We start from the raw sequence: 12,493 nt of genomic DNA on the forward strand, positions 1-12,493 counted from the left end.
ACAGCCGTCCGGCCGGGCCGGGTGGCGGTCAGCCGATACGCCGACGAAGGAGTCGTTGTTCCATGGACATGACCCTCGAAGTGATCCCGCTCCCGGTGAGCGACATCGACCGCGCCAGGGACTTCTACCGGGACAAGGTCGGCTTCCACGTCGACATCGACCAGGAGGTCATGCCGGGCATGCGCATCGTCCAGCTCACCCCGCCCGGCTCCGGCTGCTCGATCGCCCTGGGCGACAGCATCTGGGAGATGACCCCGGGCCCCACCCCGGCCCCCGGCTCCTACCGGGGGCTCCAGCTCTGCGTCGCCGACATCAAGGCGGCCCACGCGGAACTGACCGCCCGGGGCCTGGACGTCTCCGACCCGGTCGAGTACGCCCCGGCCGACGGCGCGACCTTCATGTACTTCACGGACCCGGACGGCAACGGCTGGGCGGTACAGGAGTACCGGCGACGGGCGACGGAGCCGCTGCACAAGGTGCTGGGGGATCTCGCCGGGGCGTAGGACGCCCACGTAGTAACATGTACTACATGGAGACTACGGCCCGCGAATTCAATCAGAGGTCTTCCCAGATCCTCGCTGCGGCTGCACGCGGAGAGACCGTCACGGTCACCAAGAACGGCGTCGCCGTCGCCCGTGTAATACCGATCTCGGAGGAAGACGTCCCCGCCTACCCCACGGACCCCATGGGGGATCTCGACCTTCCCGACCTGGGACTGCCCGACCTCGACGACGACGAGATCGAGGAGACGCTCAAGGGGATGGGAACTTGAGTCTCATCGCCATCGCCGACACGAACGCGCTGTACCGCTTGCTGGACCCCAAGCTGTCCGGCCACGAGGCACACAGGAACGCCCTGGCCTCCATCAGCCATCTCGTCATCTCCCCCATGGTCCTGGCCGAACTGGACTACCTCATCGCCACCAGGGCCGGCGCCGAGAAGGCTGTCGTGGCCGCCCGGTTCGTGGAACGCAACGTGGCCACCCGCCGGTTCGAAGTACCGTCCCTGAGCGTCCACCTGAGCTCCGCCATCGCCGTCGCGGAGGGGTACAAGGACGCGGACGGAGGCAAGGGCGTCGGACTCACGGACGCGATGAACGTCGCCCTGGCCGCGGCCTACCACACCGACGTCATGTTCACCTCGGACCTGCACTTCCGCATGATCCGACCGCTGACCGGACACAGGTCGTTCCGGCTCCTGCCCGACGACCTGTAGCGCCACCCGGACGCGGTGCGCCAAGGCGATCCGGTGGACGCCCTCGCGGATCATCTCCGTCTCCCGCACTCCCCTGCGGGTGGCGGACGGGTGCTGTCCGCCACCTGCCACTCCCGATATCCGATCCCGTCATCACGTGTCAATCCAGGACAAATGGCGACCCGTCGCGTTACGGGCGGCTTCGTGTTCCGGCCGGCGCAGGCCTCCGGCGTGTGTCGGCCGGCCCTTGGGAGCAGGAGCCGCACCCAGCACATCCGATGAGGGGAAGTCGCCGATGAGTGAGTCCGTACGAACCGGATCCGGGAGTACCGGAGACAAGGTCAAGGCAGAGACCTCCGCGACGGCCGGCCAGGCCAGGCAGGCCGCCGGCCAGGTGGCGGGGACCGCGGCGGAACAGGCCCGGACCGTCGTGGGTGAGGCGCGGCAGCAGGCCGGTACGGTCATCGAGGACCTGCGCGGCCGCGCGATCGACGAGGCGGACGGGCAGACCAGGCGGGCGGCCGGCACGCTGCGGCAGTGGGCGGACGACTTCTCCGACCTGGCCGCACGCGCCGAGCACGACTCGCCCGCCCGGGGCCTGGCGGCACGGGCCGGCGACAGGGGCCGGCGGGCTGCCGACTATCTGGAGCGGCAGGGGGTCGAAGGCATCGCCGCCGACCTCCAGGGCTTCGCCCGCCGCCGCCCCGGCGCCTTCCTCGGCGGCGCCCTGCTGGCCGGACTGGCCGTCGGACGCCTGGCGAAGGTGACGCAGACGGCCTCCCGGGCCGACGGGGACGGACAACAGCGGCGGGTCACCGCGGCCCCGGCTCCCGAGGCCCTGCCGGTCGCTCCCCCGCCGGGGACCGCACCGCCCGCGCCGTCCACTCCGCCGAGCCTCGGCACGCCGGGCCGCCCGTTCCCGGAGGCGTGAGATGGCCACGATGTCCCCGCTGTCCCGGGCCCGCTCGGCCGAGCCGTACGAAGGGGAGCGGTCCACGGGCGAGCTGCTGTCCCGGGTGACCTCCGACATCCAGGTCCTCTTCCGCCAGGAGGTGGAGCTGGCCAAGGCCGAGATCAAGGAGGAGGGCACCAAGGCGGGCAAGGCCGCCGGGATGTACGGCGGTGCCGGGTTCGCCGGCTACATGGTCCTGCTGTTCCTGTCGCTGGCGGCCATGTTCGGCCTGGCCAACGTGATGGACGGCGGCTGGGCCGCGCTGATCGTCGCCGCGCTGTGGGCCGCCGCCGCGGCCGTGCTGTACCAGAAGGGCCGCGCGAAGATGCGCACCGTCTCGCCGAAGCCCGAGCACACCGTCCAGACCCTGAAGGAGGACGCGGAATGGGCACGTCACCCGACCAAATGAGGGCCGAGATCGCGGCCACCCGCAACCAGCTGTCCGCGGACGTGGACCGGCTCGCCGACCGGGCCAGCCCGCGCCGCATGGCCCGCCGCCGCAGGGCGAGGATGCGCCGCACGGTGTCGGGCGTCCGTGACCGCGTCATGGGCACCGCCTCGTACACGGCGCACGGCATGGCCGGCACCGCCCGGTCGGCGGCCGGTTCGGTGCAGTCGGCGGCGGGCTCGGCGGCCGGTTCGGTGCAGGAGGGCACCGGGCGGGCGGCCGACTCGGCCCGCGAGGCCGCCGGTCAGGCGGGACAGGCCGTCCAGCAGACGCCCGAGATGGCCCGCCGCCAGACGCAGGGCAACCCGCTGGCCGCCGGCCTGGTCGCCTTCGGCGTCGGCCTGCTGGCCGCCTCGATGGTGCCCGCCTCCGAGAAGGAACAGCGGAAGGCGTCCGAGCTGATGGAGCGCGGCGCCGAGGCGCTGGAGCCGGTGAAGCAGGCCGCCACCGAGTCCGCGCAGCATCTGAAGGAAGGCGCCAAGGAGGTCACGCAGAGCGCGGCCACGGAGGTGAAGGACACCGCGCAACAGGCGGCCCGTACCACCCAGGACGAGGCCCGCGACCGGGCCGGCCAGGTCACCGACCAGGCCAAGGAATCCGGCCGCAGCCTCAAGGACGAGACCGGCCGCCGCTCCGGCCCGGCCTGAGACCGGGCGCGGCGGACGGAGGAAGCCCTGTCGACGGCCCGGACGGGCCGTGGACAGGGCTTCCTCCCGCCGTGGTGGGCGGCCGGTGACTCCGGCGGTCCGCGCCGGGGACGACGGGGGCCGGAGGCCGGAGGCCGGGGGCCGGGGGCCGGAGGCCGGGGGCCGGAGGCCGGGGGCCGGGGGCCGGAGGCCGGGGGCCGGGGGCCGGAGGCCGGGGGCCGGGGGCCGGAGGCCGGGGGCCGCCCCGAGGGCGGCCCCCGGCGCGGTCAGCTCGCGTACGTTTCGAATTCGGCGATCCTCGGGGTGCCCGAGGCGCTGGTGATCTCGAAGGTGATCTTGTTCAGGGAGGTCGCGGAGAAGCCGATGACGCCCGCTCCGCTGCCGGAGGCCAGGACGGCGCCCGTGTCGTGGTTGAGGACGCGGTAGGAGCCGATGGTGCCCGAGCCCGACGCCTGCCTGATGTTGATCTTGGAGACGGTGGTGGCCGAGCCCCACTTGATCGAGACGGAGCCGGTCGAGCCGGACGGCGACCAGTACGTGCTCATGTCGCCGTCGCGGACGTTGCCGTAGCTCGTGCCGTCGGCCTTGGAGGAGCCGTCGGAGCCCGCGCCGATGCTGAGGTTGGTGCCGGCGGGCGGGTCAGTGGGGTCCGGGTCGGTCGGGTCCGGGTCCGTCGGGTCGGGGTCGGTCGGGTCCGGGTTCTGCGGGGTGCAGCTGCCGTCGGAGACCTTCAGGCCCTTGTTGGCGCCCGCCGTCTGGCTCACCACGCCCGGCACGCAGTTGGCCGCGTCGAGGGTGTACGCGTACGGGATGCCGACCGAGGTGTTCGACGTCGGGTTCGGGCCCGCGGGGTTGTTGTCGCCGCTGCGCTCGGACCAGGTCACGTTGTCGAAGATGTTGCCGCTGACCTGCCAGTAGCCGGCCGCGTCGGTGTAGAAGGTGCCGAGGACGTCCTTGGAGTCCTCGAAGTAGTTGTTGTCCACCTTGGCGCGGGCGCCGGCCCGGGAGTTGATGCCGGACTCGTTCAGGTTCTTGTAGTGGTTGTTGTAGATGTGCGCGATGCCGCCGCGCAGCAGGGGCGCACGGGAGTCGATGTTCTCGTACAGGTTGTGGTGGAACGTGACGTACCCGTTCGAGGTGTCGCTCTCGCTGGAGCCGATCAGGCCGCCGCGGCCGGAGTTGCGCAGGGTGCTGTAGGACAGCGTCACGTACTGGGTGTTGTCCTTCATGTCGAAGAGGCCGTCGTAGCCCTCCGACTCGCCGCCGGACGCCTCCAGCGTGGTGTGGTCGACCCAGACGTTGCGGACATCGCTTTCCATGCCGATGGCGTCGCCGCCGTTCGACGTGGGCGAGCCGGACTTCTTGACGTTCCGGATCGTCACGTTCTGGATGATGATGTTGCTGGACTCCCGGATGTGGATGCCCAGCTGGTCGAAGACGGCGCCGTTGCCGACCCCGACGATCGTGACGTTGCTGATCTGCTTGAGCTCGATCTTGTCTTCCGCGGTGCTGCAGCTGTCGCCGGACACCTTGGTGGTGTTGCCGTGGTTGATGGTGCCCTCGACCTGGATGACGATCGGGGTGGAGCTGCTGGCCCGGTTGCAGAGGGCCTGGTGGATCGCGGTGCCGGTGGTGGCGCGGACCGTCTGGCCGCCCGCGCCGCCGGTGGTCCCGCCGTTCTGGGTCGCGTAGCCGGTGACACCGCCGGTCGCGGCGGATGCCGTGGAGGTGGACAGGGCCACACCGGTCGCCGCCGCCAGGGCTCCCGTGGCCAGGACCGCGGAGAGTCGCACTGCGACTGATCGTCTCATTCTCGTCTCGCCTTTCGCTCTCATGTGCCGGGCGTTCCGCACCGAGCTGCCTTATGTCATGGGCATGTCAGTACAACCGATGAGGGGAGGCGGGGTGAGCCGACCCATCGGCGAGAAAGCGCTTTCTTTCTGTTCGTCGCGACAGTAGGGCCACGTTCGAGGGGCTGGCAAGGTTCTGCGCAGTTACGGAGAGGTGGATTCCGGTTAGGTTCCGGTTTAGTCGCGGAAGGGCGCGCACAGCAGTCGGGGGCCGACGGTGCGTGACCGTCGGCCCCCTGGAACGCCGCGTGCGGGGCTCAGAGCACCGGCAGGTTCTTGCGCAGTTCGAAGGCCGTGACCTCCGAGCGGTACTCCTCCCACTCCTGCTTCTTGTTGCGCAGGAAGAAGTCGAAGACGTGCTCACCGAGGGTCTCGGCGACCAGGTCGCTGCGCTCCATCAGGGTCAGGGCCTCGCCCAGGTTCTGCGGCAGGGGCTCGATGCCCAGCGCGCGGCGTTCCGCGTCGGACAGGGCCCACACGTCGTCCTCGGCGCCCGGCGGGAGCTCGTAGCCCTCCTCGATGCCCTTCAGGCCGGCGGCCAGCAGGACGGCGTAGGTCAGGTACGGGTTGGCGCCGGAGTCGATGGAGCGGACCTCCACGCGCGCCGAGCCGGTCTTGCCGGGCTTGTACATGGGCACGCGCACCAGCGCCGAGCGGTTGTTGTGGCCCCAGCAGATGTACGACGGGGCCTCGCCGCCGGCGCCCGCCGTGCGCTCCGTGCCGCCCCAGATGCGCTTGTAGGAGTTGACCCACTGGTTGGTGACCGCGGACACCTCCGCCGCGTGCCGCAGCAGGCCCGCGATGAAGGAACGGCCCACCTTGGAGAGCTGGTACTCCGCGCCGGACTCGTAGAACGCGTTGCGGTCGCCCTCGAAGAGGGAGAGGTGGGTGTGCATGCCGGAGCCGGGGTGCTCGGAGAAGGGCTTCGGCATGAAGGTCGCCTGGACACCCTGTTCGAGGGCCACCTGCTTCATGACCAGGCGGAACGTCATGATGTTGTCCGCCGTGGAGAGCGCGTCCGCGTAACGGAGGTCGATCTCCTGCTGGCCGGGGGCGCCCTCGTGGTGGGAGAACTCCACCGAGATGCCCATCGACTCCAGCATGGTGATCGCCTGGCGGCGGAAGTCCATGCCGACGTTCTGCGGGGTATGGTCGAAGTAGCCGGAGTTGTCCGCGGGGGTCGGGCGGCTGCCGTCCAGCGGCTTGTCCTTCAGCAGGAAGAACTCGATCTCCGGGTGGGTGTAGAAGGTGAAGCCCAGGTCGGAGGTGCGGGCGAGGGCGCGCTTGAGGACGTAGCGCGGGTCGGCGAAGGACGGGGAGCCGTCCGGCATGAGGATGTCGCAGAACATGCGGGCCGTGCCGGGGGCCTCGGCGCGCCAGGGGAGGATCTGGAACGTCGACGGGTCCGGCTTGGCGATCATGTCGGACTCGTACACCCGGGCGAAGCCCTCGATGGCGGAGCCGTCGAAGCCGATCCCCTCGTCGAAGGCCTGCTCGAGTTCGGCGGGGGCGACCGCCACGGACTTGAGGAAGCCCAGGACGTCGGTGAACCACAGGCGCACGAACCGGATGTCGCGCTCCTCCAACGTCCGGAGCACGAACTCCTGCTGCTTGTCCATCTTCCGCTTCCCCATCCTTGCCGGTCAGGCCGCCTGTCCGCTCCCACGCCCCGGGGAGACGGCCGGGCATTGCGAGCATCCCACCACACCAGCGTTTCATACGCGTTGCCGACCTTGATCGGACGGCCTGGCCGGTCGGCCCGGTCGGTCGGCCCGGTCGGTCGGCCCGGTCGGTCGGCCCGGTCGGTCGGCCCGGTCGGTCGGCCTGCCGTGGCTCGAACGTCTCGCACACGACAGGTGTACCGCTCCGGGACCCATCTTGCCCGCTCGGGCCGACATCCGTAACGGGCGTGGCGGGCGGTTCACGGCCTCGGGGAGATGCCCAGCAGGAGGGGGCCGGTGGGGGCCGAGACGATGTCCGCCACCGTGACCGGGTCCAGCGAGGCGAAGAACGCCTCCTGGGCCCCGCGCAGGGCGCCGCGCAGCCGGCAGGCCGAGTTCAGCGGGCAGGGGGACGAGGTGGCGGTGCCCTCGCAGTCGACGACGTCCCCCTCGCCCTCGAAGGCCCGGACCACCGCGCCCACCGAGGCGGTACGGCCCTCCTCCGTGAGGCCCAGACCGCCGCCCCGGCCGCGGCGGGCCGTCAGCAGGCCCATGTGCTGGAGCTCGGCGACCACCTTCGCGGCGTGCGTGTAGGGCACGTCCATGGCTTCCGAGACGTCGCGCGTCGTCGGGTTGGAGTCGCCGGCCACGGCGAGGCGCATGAGGACGCGGAGGGCCAGGTCTGTGGAGCGGAGGAGCCGCATGGCAGAGAGCGTAGGTAATACGCATCTGGGGTTCAAGTTTTCCGGGGGGTGGGGTCCGCCGGGTGCGGTCCGGTTCCGATGGCCGTGAACCCTACGGCTCGCCCCCTCTCCCCTATTACGATCAGCTGACCCGATCGTCCCACTCCCCCGAAGGACACTCCCATGGGCTCCGCCAAGAAGAGCAGCTCGGCACGTTCGGCGCGCATAGAGGAGATGCGGCGTGCCGAGAAGGCCCGCGAGCGTCGCGCCCGCATCCTCACCATCGCCGCCAGTGTGGTGGTCGTCGTCGGGCTCGTCGCCGGCGGTGTGGTGCTCGTCCAGTCGCAGTCGGACGACGACGGCGGCAGCGCGGCCTCCGGCTCGAAGGACTCGGGCAAGTTCGTCACCGGCGCGGACGGTGTGCGGAAGTGGGAGGGCGAGCTGGGGCGCAACCACGTGACCAAGGCCGTGGACTACCCCGCCTCTCCCCCGGTGGGCGGTGACCACAACCCGGTGTGGATGAACTGCAACGGGGACGTCTACACCGACGAGATCAACAACACCAACGCCGTGCACTCGCTGGAGCACGGCGCCGTGTGGGTGACGTACAACTCCTCGGCCGACAAGGCCGCCGTCGACGCGCTCGCGGCGAAGGTGAAGAAGACGCCGTACACGCTGATGAGTCCGGTGGACGGCCAGAAGGACCCGATCATGCTGTCCGCCTGGGGGCACCAGCGCACGGTGACCGGTGCGGACGATCCGAACCTGGACAAGTTCCTCGAGAAGTTCGTCCAGGGGGAGCAGACGCCCGAGCCGGGGGCCGCCTGCACCAACGGGCTGTCCAAGTGAGGCAGATCGGGCTGATCGCGGGGGCCGCGGCCCTGGCGCTGGTCGCGGCCGGGGCGATCACCTACGCGGTGGCCGGCGACGAGGGGTCCTCGGACACGGTCCCGACGGCGGAGTCCGCGGACGCCGGGTTCGCCCGGGACATGGCCGTGCACCATCAGCAGGCCGTCGAGATGTCGTACGTCGTACGGGACCGCACGGACGACGAGGAGGTCCGGCGGCTCGCCTACGACATCGCCCAGACGCAGGCCAACCAGCGGGGCATGCTGCTGGGGTGGCTCGACCTGTGGGGGCTGCCCAAGGTGTCCATGGATCCGCCCATGACCTGGATGGGGATGGGCGACAGCGCCTCCGGCAAGGACGGCGCGCTGATGCCGGGGATGGCGACCAACGCCGAGATGGAGCAGCTGGGGTCACTGAGCGGGGAGCGGGCGGAGGTCTTCTACCTGCAGCTCATGACGGACCACCACAAGGGCGGGGTGCACATGGCTCAGGCGTGCGTCCGTGCCTGCGAGGTGGGGGTCGAGAAGCGGCTCGCCCGGGGGATGGTGGAGGGGCAGGAGTCCGAGATCGCGCTGATGGCGGGGATGCTGAAGGCGCGGGGGGCGGCTGCCCGGCCGTAGCGGACGGGGCTCCGGGACATCGCGTCGCTTTGACGATTACACTGGGCCCGTGCCTCAACTACGTCTCGCCCTGAATCAGATCGACTCGAGCGTCGGCGACCTCGCCGGCAACGCCGAAACGATTGTCCGCTGGACCCGGCACTCCGCCGAGCAGGGAGCGCACCTCGTGGCGTTCCCCGAAATGGCGCTGACCGGGTATCCCGTCGAGGACCTCGCCCTGCGGTCGTCCTTCGTGGAGGCCTCGCGGGCCGCGCTGCGCTCGCTGGCCGCGCGGCTCGCCGAAGAGGGGTTCGGGGAGCTTCCGGTGATCGTCGGGTACCTCGACCGCAGCGCCGCCGCCCAGCCGAAGTACGGGCAGCCGGCCGGTGCGCCGCAGAACGCGGGCGCCGTGCTGTACGGGGGTGAGGTGGTGCTGAGCTACGCCAAGCACCACCTGCCGAACTACGGCGTCTTCGACGAGTTCCGTTACTTCGTGCCCGGCGACACCATGCCGGTGGTGCGGGTGCGCGGGGTCGATGTCGCCCTCGCCATCTGTGAGGACCTGTGGCAGGACGGGGGGCGGGTGCCGGCGGCGCGGTCGGCCCGGGCCGGGCTGCTGCTGTCGATCAACGCCTCGCCGTACGAGCGGGACAAGGACGACACCCGGCTGGAGCTGGTGCGCAAGCGGGCGCAGGAGGCCGGGTGCACGACCGCGTACCTCGCGATGATGGGCGGGCAGGACGAGCTGGTCTTCGACGGGGACTCGATCGTCGTGGACCGTGACGGCGGCGTCGTGACGCGTGCGCCGCAGTTCGCCGAGGCGTGCGTCGTGGTCGATCTGGAGCTGCCGGCGGCGGAGACGGACGCGCCGACGGGGGTCGTCGACGACGGGCTGCGGATCGACCGGGTCGTGCTGTCGGAGGACCCCGTGCCCGCGTACGACGCCTCGTCGGCCGGGGGGTACGCCTCGCGGCTCGACGATGACGAGGAGGTGTACTCCGCGCTGGTCGTGGGGCTGCGGGCGTACGTCGAGAAGAACGGGTTCCGGTCGGTGCTGATCGGGCTGTCCGGGGGGATCGACTCGGCGCTGGTCGCCGCTCTCGCCTGTGACGCGGTGGGGGCGGAGAACGTGTACGGCGTGTCGATGCCGTCGAAGTACTCGTCCGAGCACTCCAAGGACGATGCGGCGGAGCTGGCCCGGCGGACGGGGCTGAACTACCGGACGGTGGCGATCGAGCCGATGTTCGACGCGTACATGGGGGCGTTGGGGCTGACGGGGCTGGCGGAGGAGAACCTGCAGTCGCGGCTGCGGGGGACGCTGCTGATGGCGATCTCCAATCAGGAGGGGCACATCGTGCTGGCGCCGGGGAACAAGTCGGAGCTGGCGGTGGGGTACTCGACGCTGTACGGGGACTCGGTCGGGGCGTACGGGCCGATCAAGGACGTGTACAAGACGTCGGTGTTCCGGCTGGCCCAGTGGCGCAACCGGGCCGCGGTGGAGCGGGGGCAGACGCCGCCGATCCCGGAGAACTCGATCTCCAAGCCGCCGAGCGCGGAGCTGCGGCCGGGGCAGGTGGACACGGACTCGCTGCCGGACTATCCGGTGCTGGACGCGATCCTGGCGCTGTACGTGGACCGGGACCGGGGGGCGGACGAGATCGTCGCGGCCGGGTTCGAGGCGGAGCTGGTGACGAAGACGCTGCGGATGGTGGACCGGGCGGAGTACAAGCGGCGGCAGTACCCGCCGGGTACGAAGATCTCCCCGAAGGGCTTCGGCAAGGACCGCCGCCTGCCGATCACCAACGGCTGGCGCGAGGGCTGACGCCTTTACCGCCTGCGGCGCGGCTTTCGGTCCGGTGGGGGCTTGGGTTTTATGCCTGCGGCGCCTCTTTCGGTTCGGTGGGGGCTTGGGTTTTATGCCTGCGGCGCCTCTTTCGGTTCGGTGGGGGCGTGTGTAGCGCCTGCGGTGGGTGGGTGGGTCGGGGCCGCGTCGGGGGTGTCCGTCCTCGGACTGGCGCGACTGCGTTCCTTGGAGGGGGTGCGGGGTGCGGACGCGCCAGCCACTGCGGGCGGCCACCCCCGCCCCGTCCCCTCCCCGCCGCGGGCGACTGCGGTGCGCCCACCGTGGCACGCGCCCCGGACCATACGCGTCTGCGCCCCGCATTCCGTGCCCTGCGCGCCGCCCTCCGCGGGCAGTCGTGCCGCAGGGCGGCACGGGTGGGCGCGACGGCACCCCGTAAGCGCCGGGCCGCGCGAACACCCCCCGGCCCACACCAACGCCGGGGCACCCGCAAAGCGCCGGCCCGCGTCGGCGCCGCGGCTCAGACCCCGCTCACCTCCGACCGCTGCGGCACGCCCCCCGCGACCACCCGCTCACGCCCGACGGCCACCCCCGGCGCCACCCTGCGGTCCACCGCGTACGCCACCGCCGCCACACCGACGCCGAAGGCGGACAGCAAAGCCCCCGCAAGCGCCGGCGACGTCGTCCCGAAGCCGGCCGCCAGGGCCAGGCCCCCGATCCACGCCCCACCGGCGTTCGCCAGATTGAACGCCGCCTGGTTGGCCGACGAGGCCAGCGACGGCGCCGCGGACGCCTTCTCCATCACCATCAGCTGCAACGGCGACCCGGTCACGAACGCCGCCGTACCGAGCGCGGTCACCGCGATCGCCGCGCTCACCTCCGTCCGCATCAGCAGCGGGAACAGCACCAGGATCGCCGTCAGCGAGGCCAGACCGCCGAACAGCGTCCCGCGCAGGGAGTGGTCGGCCAGCCGGCCGCCCAGCAGGTTGCCGGCCGTGGCGCCCACGCCGAACAGGGCCAGCAGCAGCGTCACGCTCGTCTCGGCGTACCCCGCGGTACCGGTCAGCATCGGTGTGATGTAGCTGTACGCCGCGAAGAGCGCCCCGAAGCCCGCGACCGTCGTCCCCAGGGCCAGCCAGACCGGCAGGGAGCGCAGCGCCGCCAGTTCGCCGCGCAGCGCGGACCGCGGGGCGGCAGCGGCGTCGCGGGGGATCAGGAGGGCCAGGGACGCCATCGCCGCCAGGCCGATGGCGCTGACCCCGAGGAAGGTGGCCCGCCAGCCGACGTTCTGGCCCATGAGCGTGGCCACGGGGACGCCCGCCACGTTGGCCATGGTCAGGCCGAGGAACATCAGGGAGACCGAGCGGGCCTTGCGTTCCGGGGCCACCATCGTCGTGGCGACCACCGCTCCCACGCCGAAGAAGGCGCCGTGCGGGAGGCCGCTGAGGAAGCGGGCGGCCAGCAGCCAGTCGTGGTCGGGGGCGAGCGCGGAGAGCGCGTTGCCCGCCACGAAGAGGGCCATGAGGGCGATCAGGACCGTGCGGCGGGCCATCCGCGCGGTCGCGGCGGCCAGCAGCGGGGCACCGACGACCACGCCCAGGGCGTAGGCCGAGACCAGGTGGCCCGCGCCGGGGATGGAGACGCCCAGGTCGTCCGCGACATCGGGGAGCAGCCCCATCATCACGAACTCGGTGGTACCGAGGCCGAAGGCACCCACGGCGAGGGCGAGCAGGGCCAGGGGCATGACGTGCGGACCTTTCGGAGGACGAGATATGTTCACGTGCGGAACAAAGTCTCGCAGGTCCGGTA

The 12,493-nt window shown here is 71.5% G+C and carries 13 protein-coding genes; 9 read left to right on the top strand and 4 right to left on the bottom strand.

From position 1 onward, the window contains the following. The first annotated feature begins 62 nt into the window (after window positions 1-62). From ACZ62B_RS22335 to ACZ62B_RS22360, 6 genes are all read left to right on the top strand, one after another. Window positions 63-503 carry a VOC family protein gene (locus tag ACZ62B_RS22335; protein ID WP_468724223.1) on the top strand — a complete coding sequence of 147 codons (441 nt, stop codon included), beginning with the start codon at window positions 63-65 and terminating at the stop codon, window positions 501-503. A 26-nt stretch (window positions 504-529) separates the two neighbouring features. Beyond that, complete coding sequence (locus ACZ62B_RS22340; protein ID WP_344565040.1) at window positions 530-772, top strand: type II toxin-antitoxin system Phd/YefM family antitoxin; 243 nt, start codon at window positions 530-532, stop codon at window positions 770-772. Beyond that, a complete protein-coding gene (locus ACZ62B_RS22345; RefSeq protein WP_344565038.1) occupies window positions 769-1,215 on the top strand; it encodes a PIN domain-containing protein in 447 nt (148 codons plus the stop codon). The genes ACZ62B_RS22340 and ACZ62B_RS22345 overlap by 4 nt, the downstream gene beginning before the upstream one ends. A 274-nt stretch (window positions 1,216-1,489) precedes the next feature. Continuing rightward, window positions 1,490-2,125, top strand: coding sequence for a hypothetical protein (locus ACZ62B_RS22350; protein WP_344565036.1), 636 nt, complete (start codon window positions 1,490-1,492; stop codon window positions 2,123-2,125). A 1-nt stretch (window position 2,126) separates the two neighbouring features. Next, window positions 2,127-2,555, top strand: coding sequence for a phage holin family protein (locus ACZ62B_RS22355; RefSeq protein ID WP_344565034.1), 429 nt, complete (start codon window positions 2,127-2,129; stop codon window positions 2,553-2,555). Beyond that, window positions 2,531-3,241 carry a DUF3618 domain-containing protein gene (locus tag ACZ62B_RS22360; RefSeq protein WP_344565032.1) on the top strand — a complete coding sequence of 237 codons (711 nt, stop codon included), beginning with the start codon at window positions 2,531-2,533 and terminating at the stop codon, window positions 3,239-3,241. The genes ACZ62B_RS22355 and ACZ62B_RS22360 overlap by 25 nt, the downstream gene beginning before the upstream one ends. Window positions 3,242-3,507: 266 nt before the next feature. On the opposite strand, the gene ACZ62B_RS22365 is transcribed toward ACZ62B_RS22360, so the two are convergent. The 3 genes from ACZ62B_RS22365 to ACZ62B_RS22375 form a co-directional block, all read right to left on the bottom strand. Then, complete coding sequence (locus ACZ62B_RS22365; protein WP_469691825.1) at window positions 3,508-5,052, bottom strand: pectate lyase family protein; 1,545 nt, start codon at window positions 5,050-5,052, stop codon at window positions 3,508-3,510. Between the two features lie 296 nt (window positions 5,053-5,348). After that, window positions 5,349-6,710: a glutamine synthetase family protein gene (locus tag ACZ62B_RS22370; protein WP_361739677.1), complete on the bottom strand. Its 1,362-nt coding sequence runs from the start codon at window positions 6,708-6,710 to the stop codon at window positions 5,349-5,351. 302 nt (window positions 6,711-7,012) lie between these two features. Continuing rightward, the gene (locus ACZ62B_RS22375) at window positions 7,013-7,456 is read right to left on the bottom strand and encodes an RrF2 family transcriptional regulator (protein ID WP_344565026.1); all 444 of its coding nucleotides are present in this window, start codon (window positions 7,454-7,456) and stop codon (window positions 7,013-7,015) included. Between the two features lie 162 nt (window positions 7,457-7,618). Here ACZ62B_RS22375 and ACZ62B_RS22380 point away from each other — a divergent pair, with 162 nt between their 5' ends. From ACZ62B_RS22380 to ACZ62B_RS22390, 3 genes are read left to right on the top strand one after another with little or no spacing between them, the layout of a single operon-like run. Then, on the top strand, window positions 7,619-8,284 hold the full coding sequence (locus ACZ62B_RS22380) for a DUF3105 domain-containing protein (protein WP_344565024.1): 666 nt from the start codon (window positions 7,619-7,621) through the stop codon (window positions 8,282-8,284). Next, window positions 8,281-8,904, top strand: coding sequence for a DUF305 domain-containing protein (locus tag ACZ62B_RS22385; RefSeq protein ID WP_468878783.1), 624 nt, complete (start codon window positions 8,281-8,283; stop codon window positions 8,902-8,904). Before ACZ62B_RS22380 ends, ACZ62B_RS22385 begins: the two co-directional genes overlap by 4 nt. Window positions 8,905-8,953: 49 nt before the next feature. Continuing rightward, a complete protein-coding gene (locus ACZ62B_RS22390; protein ID WP_344565020.1) occupies window positions 8,954-10,705 on the top strand; it encodes an NAD+ synthase in 1,752 nt (583 codons plus the stop codon). A gap of 499 nt (window positions 10,706-11,204) precedes the next feature. Here the strand turns inward: ACZ62B_RS22390 and ACZ62B_RS22395 are convergent, their stop codons facing one another. Then, window positions 11,205-12,428, bottom strand: coding sequence for an MFS transporter (locus tag ACZ62B_RS22395; protein WP_344565018.1), 1,224 nt, complete (start codon window positions 12,426-12,428; stop codon window positions 11,205-11,207). Window positions 12,429-12,493 lie beyond the last annotated feature (65 nt).

The organism is Streptomyces sp. NPDC053426 (genome assembly GCF_055585405.1).

Bases quoted from the DNA above. Each gene is read 5' to 3' on its own strand.
- ACZ62B_RS22335 (WP_468724223.1), top strand. From the start codon at position 63: ATGGACATGACCCTCGAAGTGATCCCGCTCCCGGTGAGCGACATCGAC.
- ACZ62B_RS22340 (WP_344565040.1), top strand. From the start codon at position 530: ATGGAGACTACGGCCCGCGAATTCAATCAGAGGTCTTCCCAGATCCTC.
- ACZ62B_RS22350 (WP_344565036.1), top strand. From the start codon at position 1,490: ATGAGTGAGTCCGTACGAACCGGATCCGGGAGTACCGGAGACAAGGTC.
- ACZ62B_RS22355 (WP_344565034.1), top strand. From the start codon at position 2,127: ATGGCCACGATGTCCCCGCTGTCCCGGGCCCGCTCGGCCGAGCCGTAC.
- ACZ62B_RS22360 (WP_344565032.1), top strand. From the start codon at position 2,531: ATGGGCACGTCACCCGACCAAATGAGGGCCGAGATCGCGGCCACCCGC.
- ACZ62B_RS22365 (WP_469691825.1), bottom strand. From the start codon at position 5,052: ATGAGACGATCAGTCGCAGTGCGACTCTCCGCGGTCCTGGCCACGGGA.
- ACZ62B_RS22370 (WP_361739677.1), bottom strand. From the start codon at position 6,710: ATGGACAAGCAGCAGGAGTTCGTGCTCCGGACGTTGGAGGAGCGCGAC.
- ACZ62B_RS22375 (WP_344565026.1), bottom strand. From the start codon at position 7,456: ATGCGGCTCCTCCGCTCCACAGACCTGGCCCTCCGCGTCCTCATGCGC.
- ACZ62B_RS22380 (WP_344565024.1), top strand. From the start codon at position 7,619: ATGGGCTCCGCCAAGAAGAGCAGCTCGGCACGTTCGGCGCGCATAGAG.
- ACZ62B_RS22395 (WP_344565018.1), bottom strand. From the start codon at position 12,428: ATGCCCCTGGCCCTGCTCGCCCTCGCCGTGGGTGCCTTCGGCCTCGGT.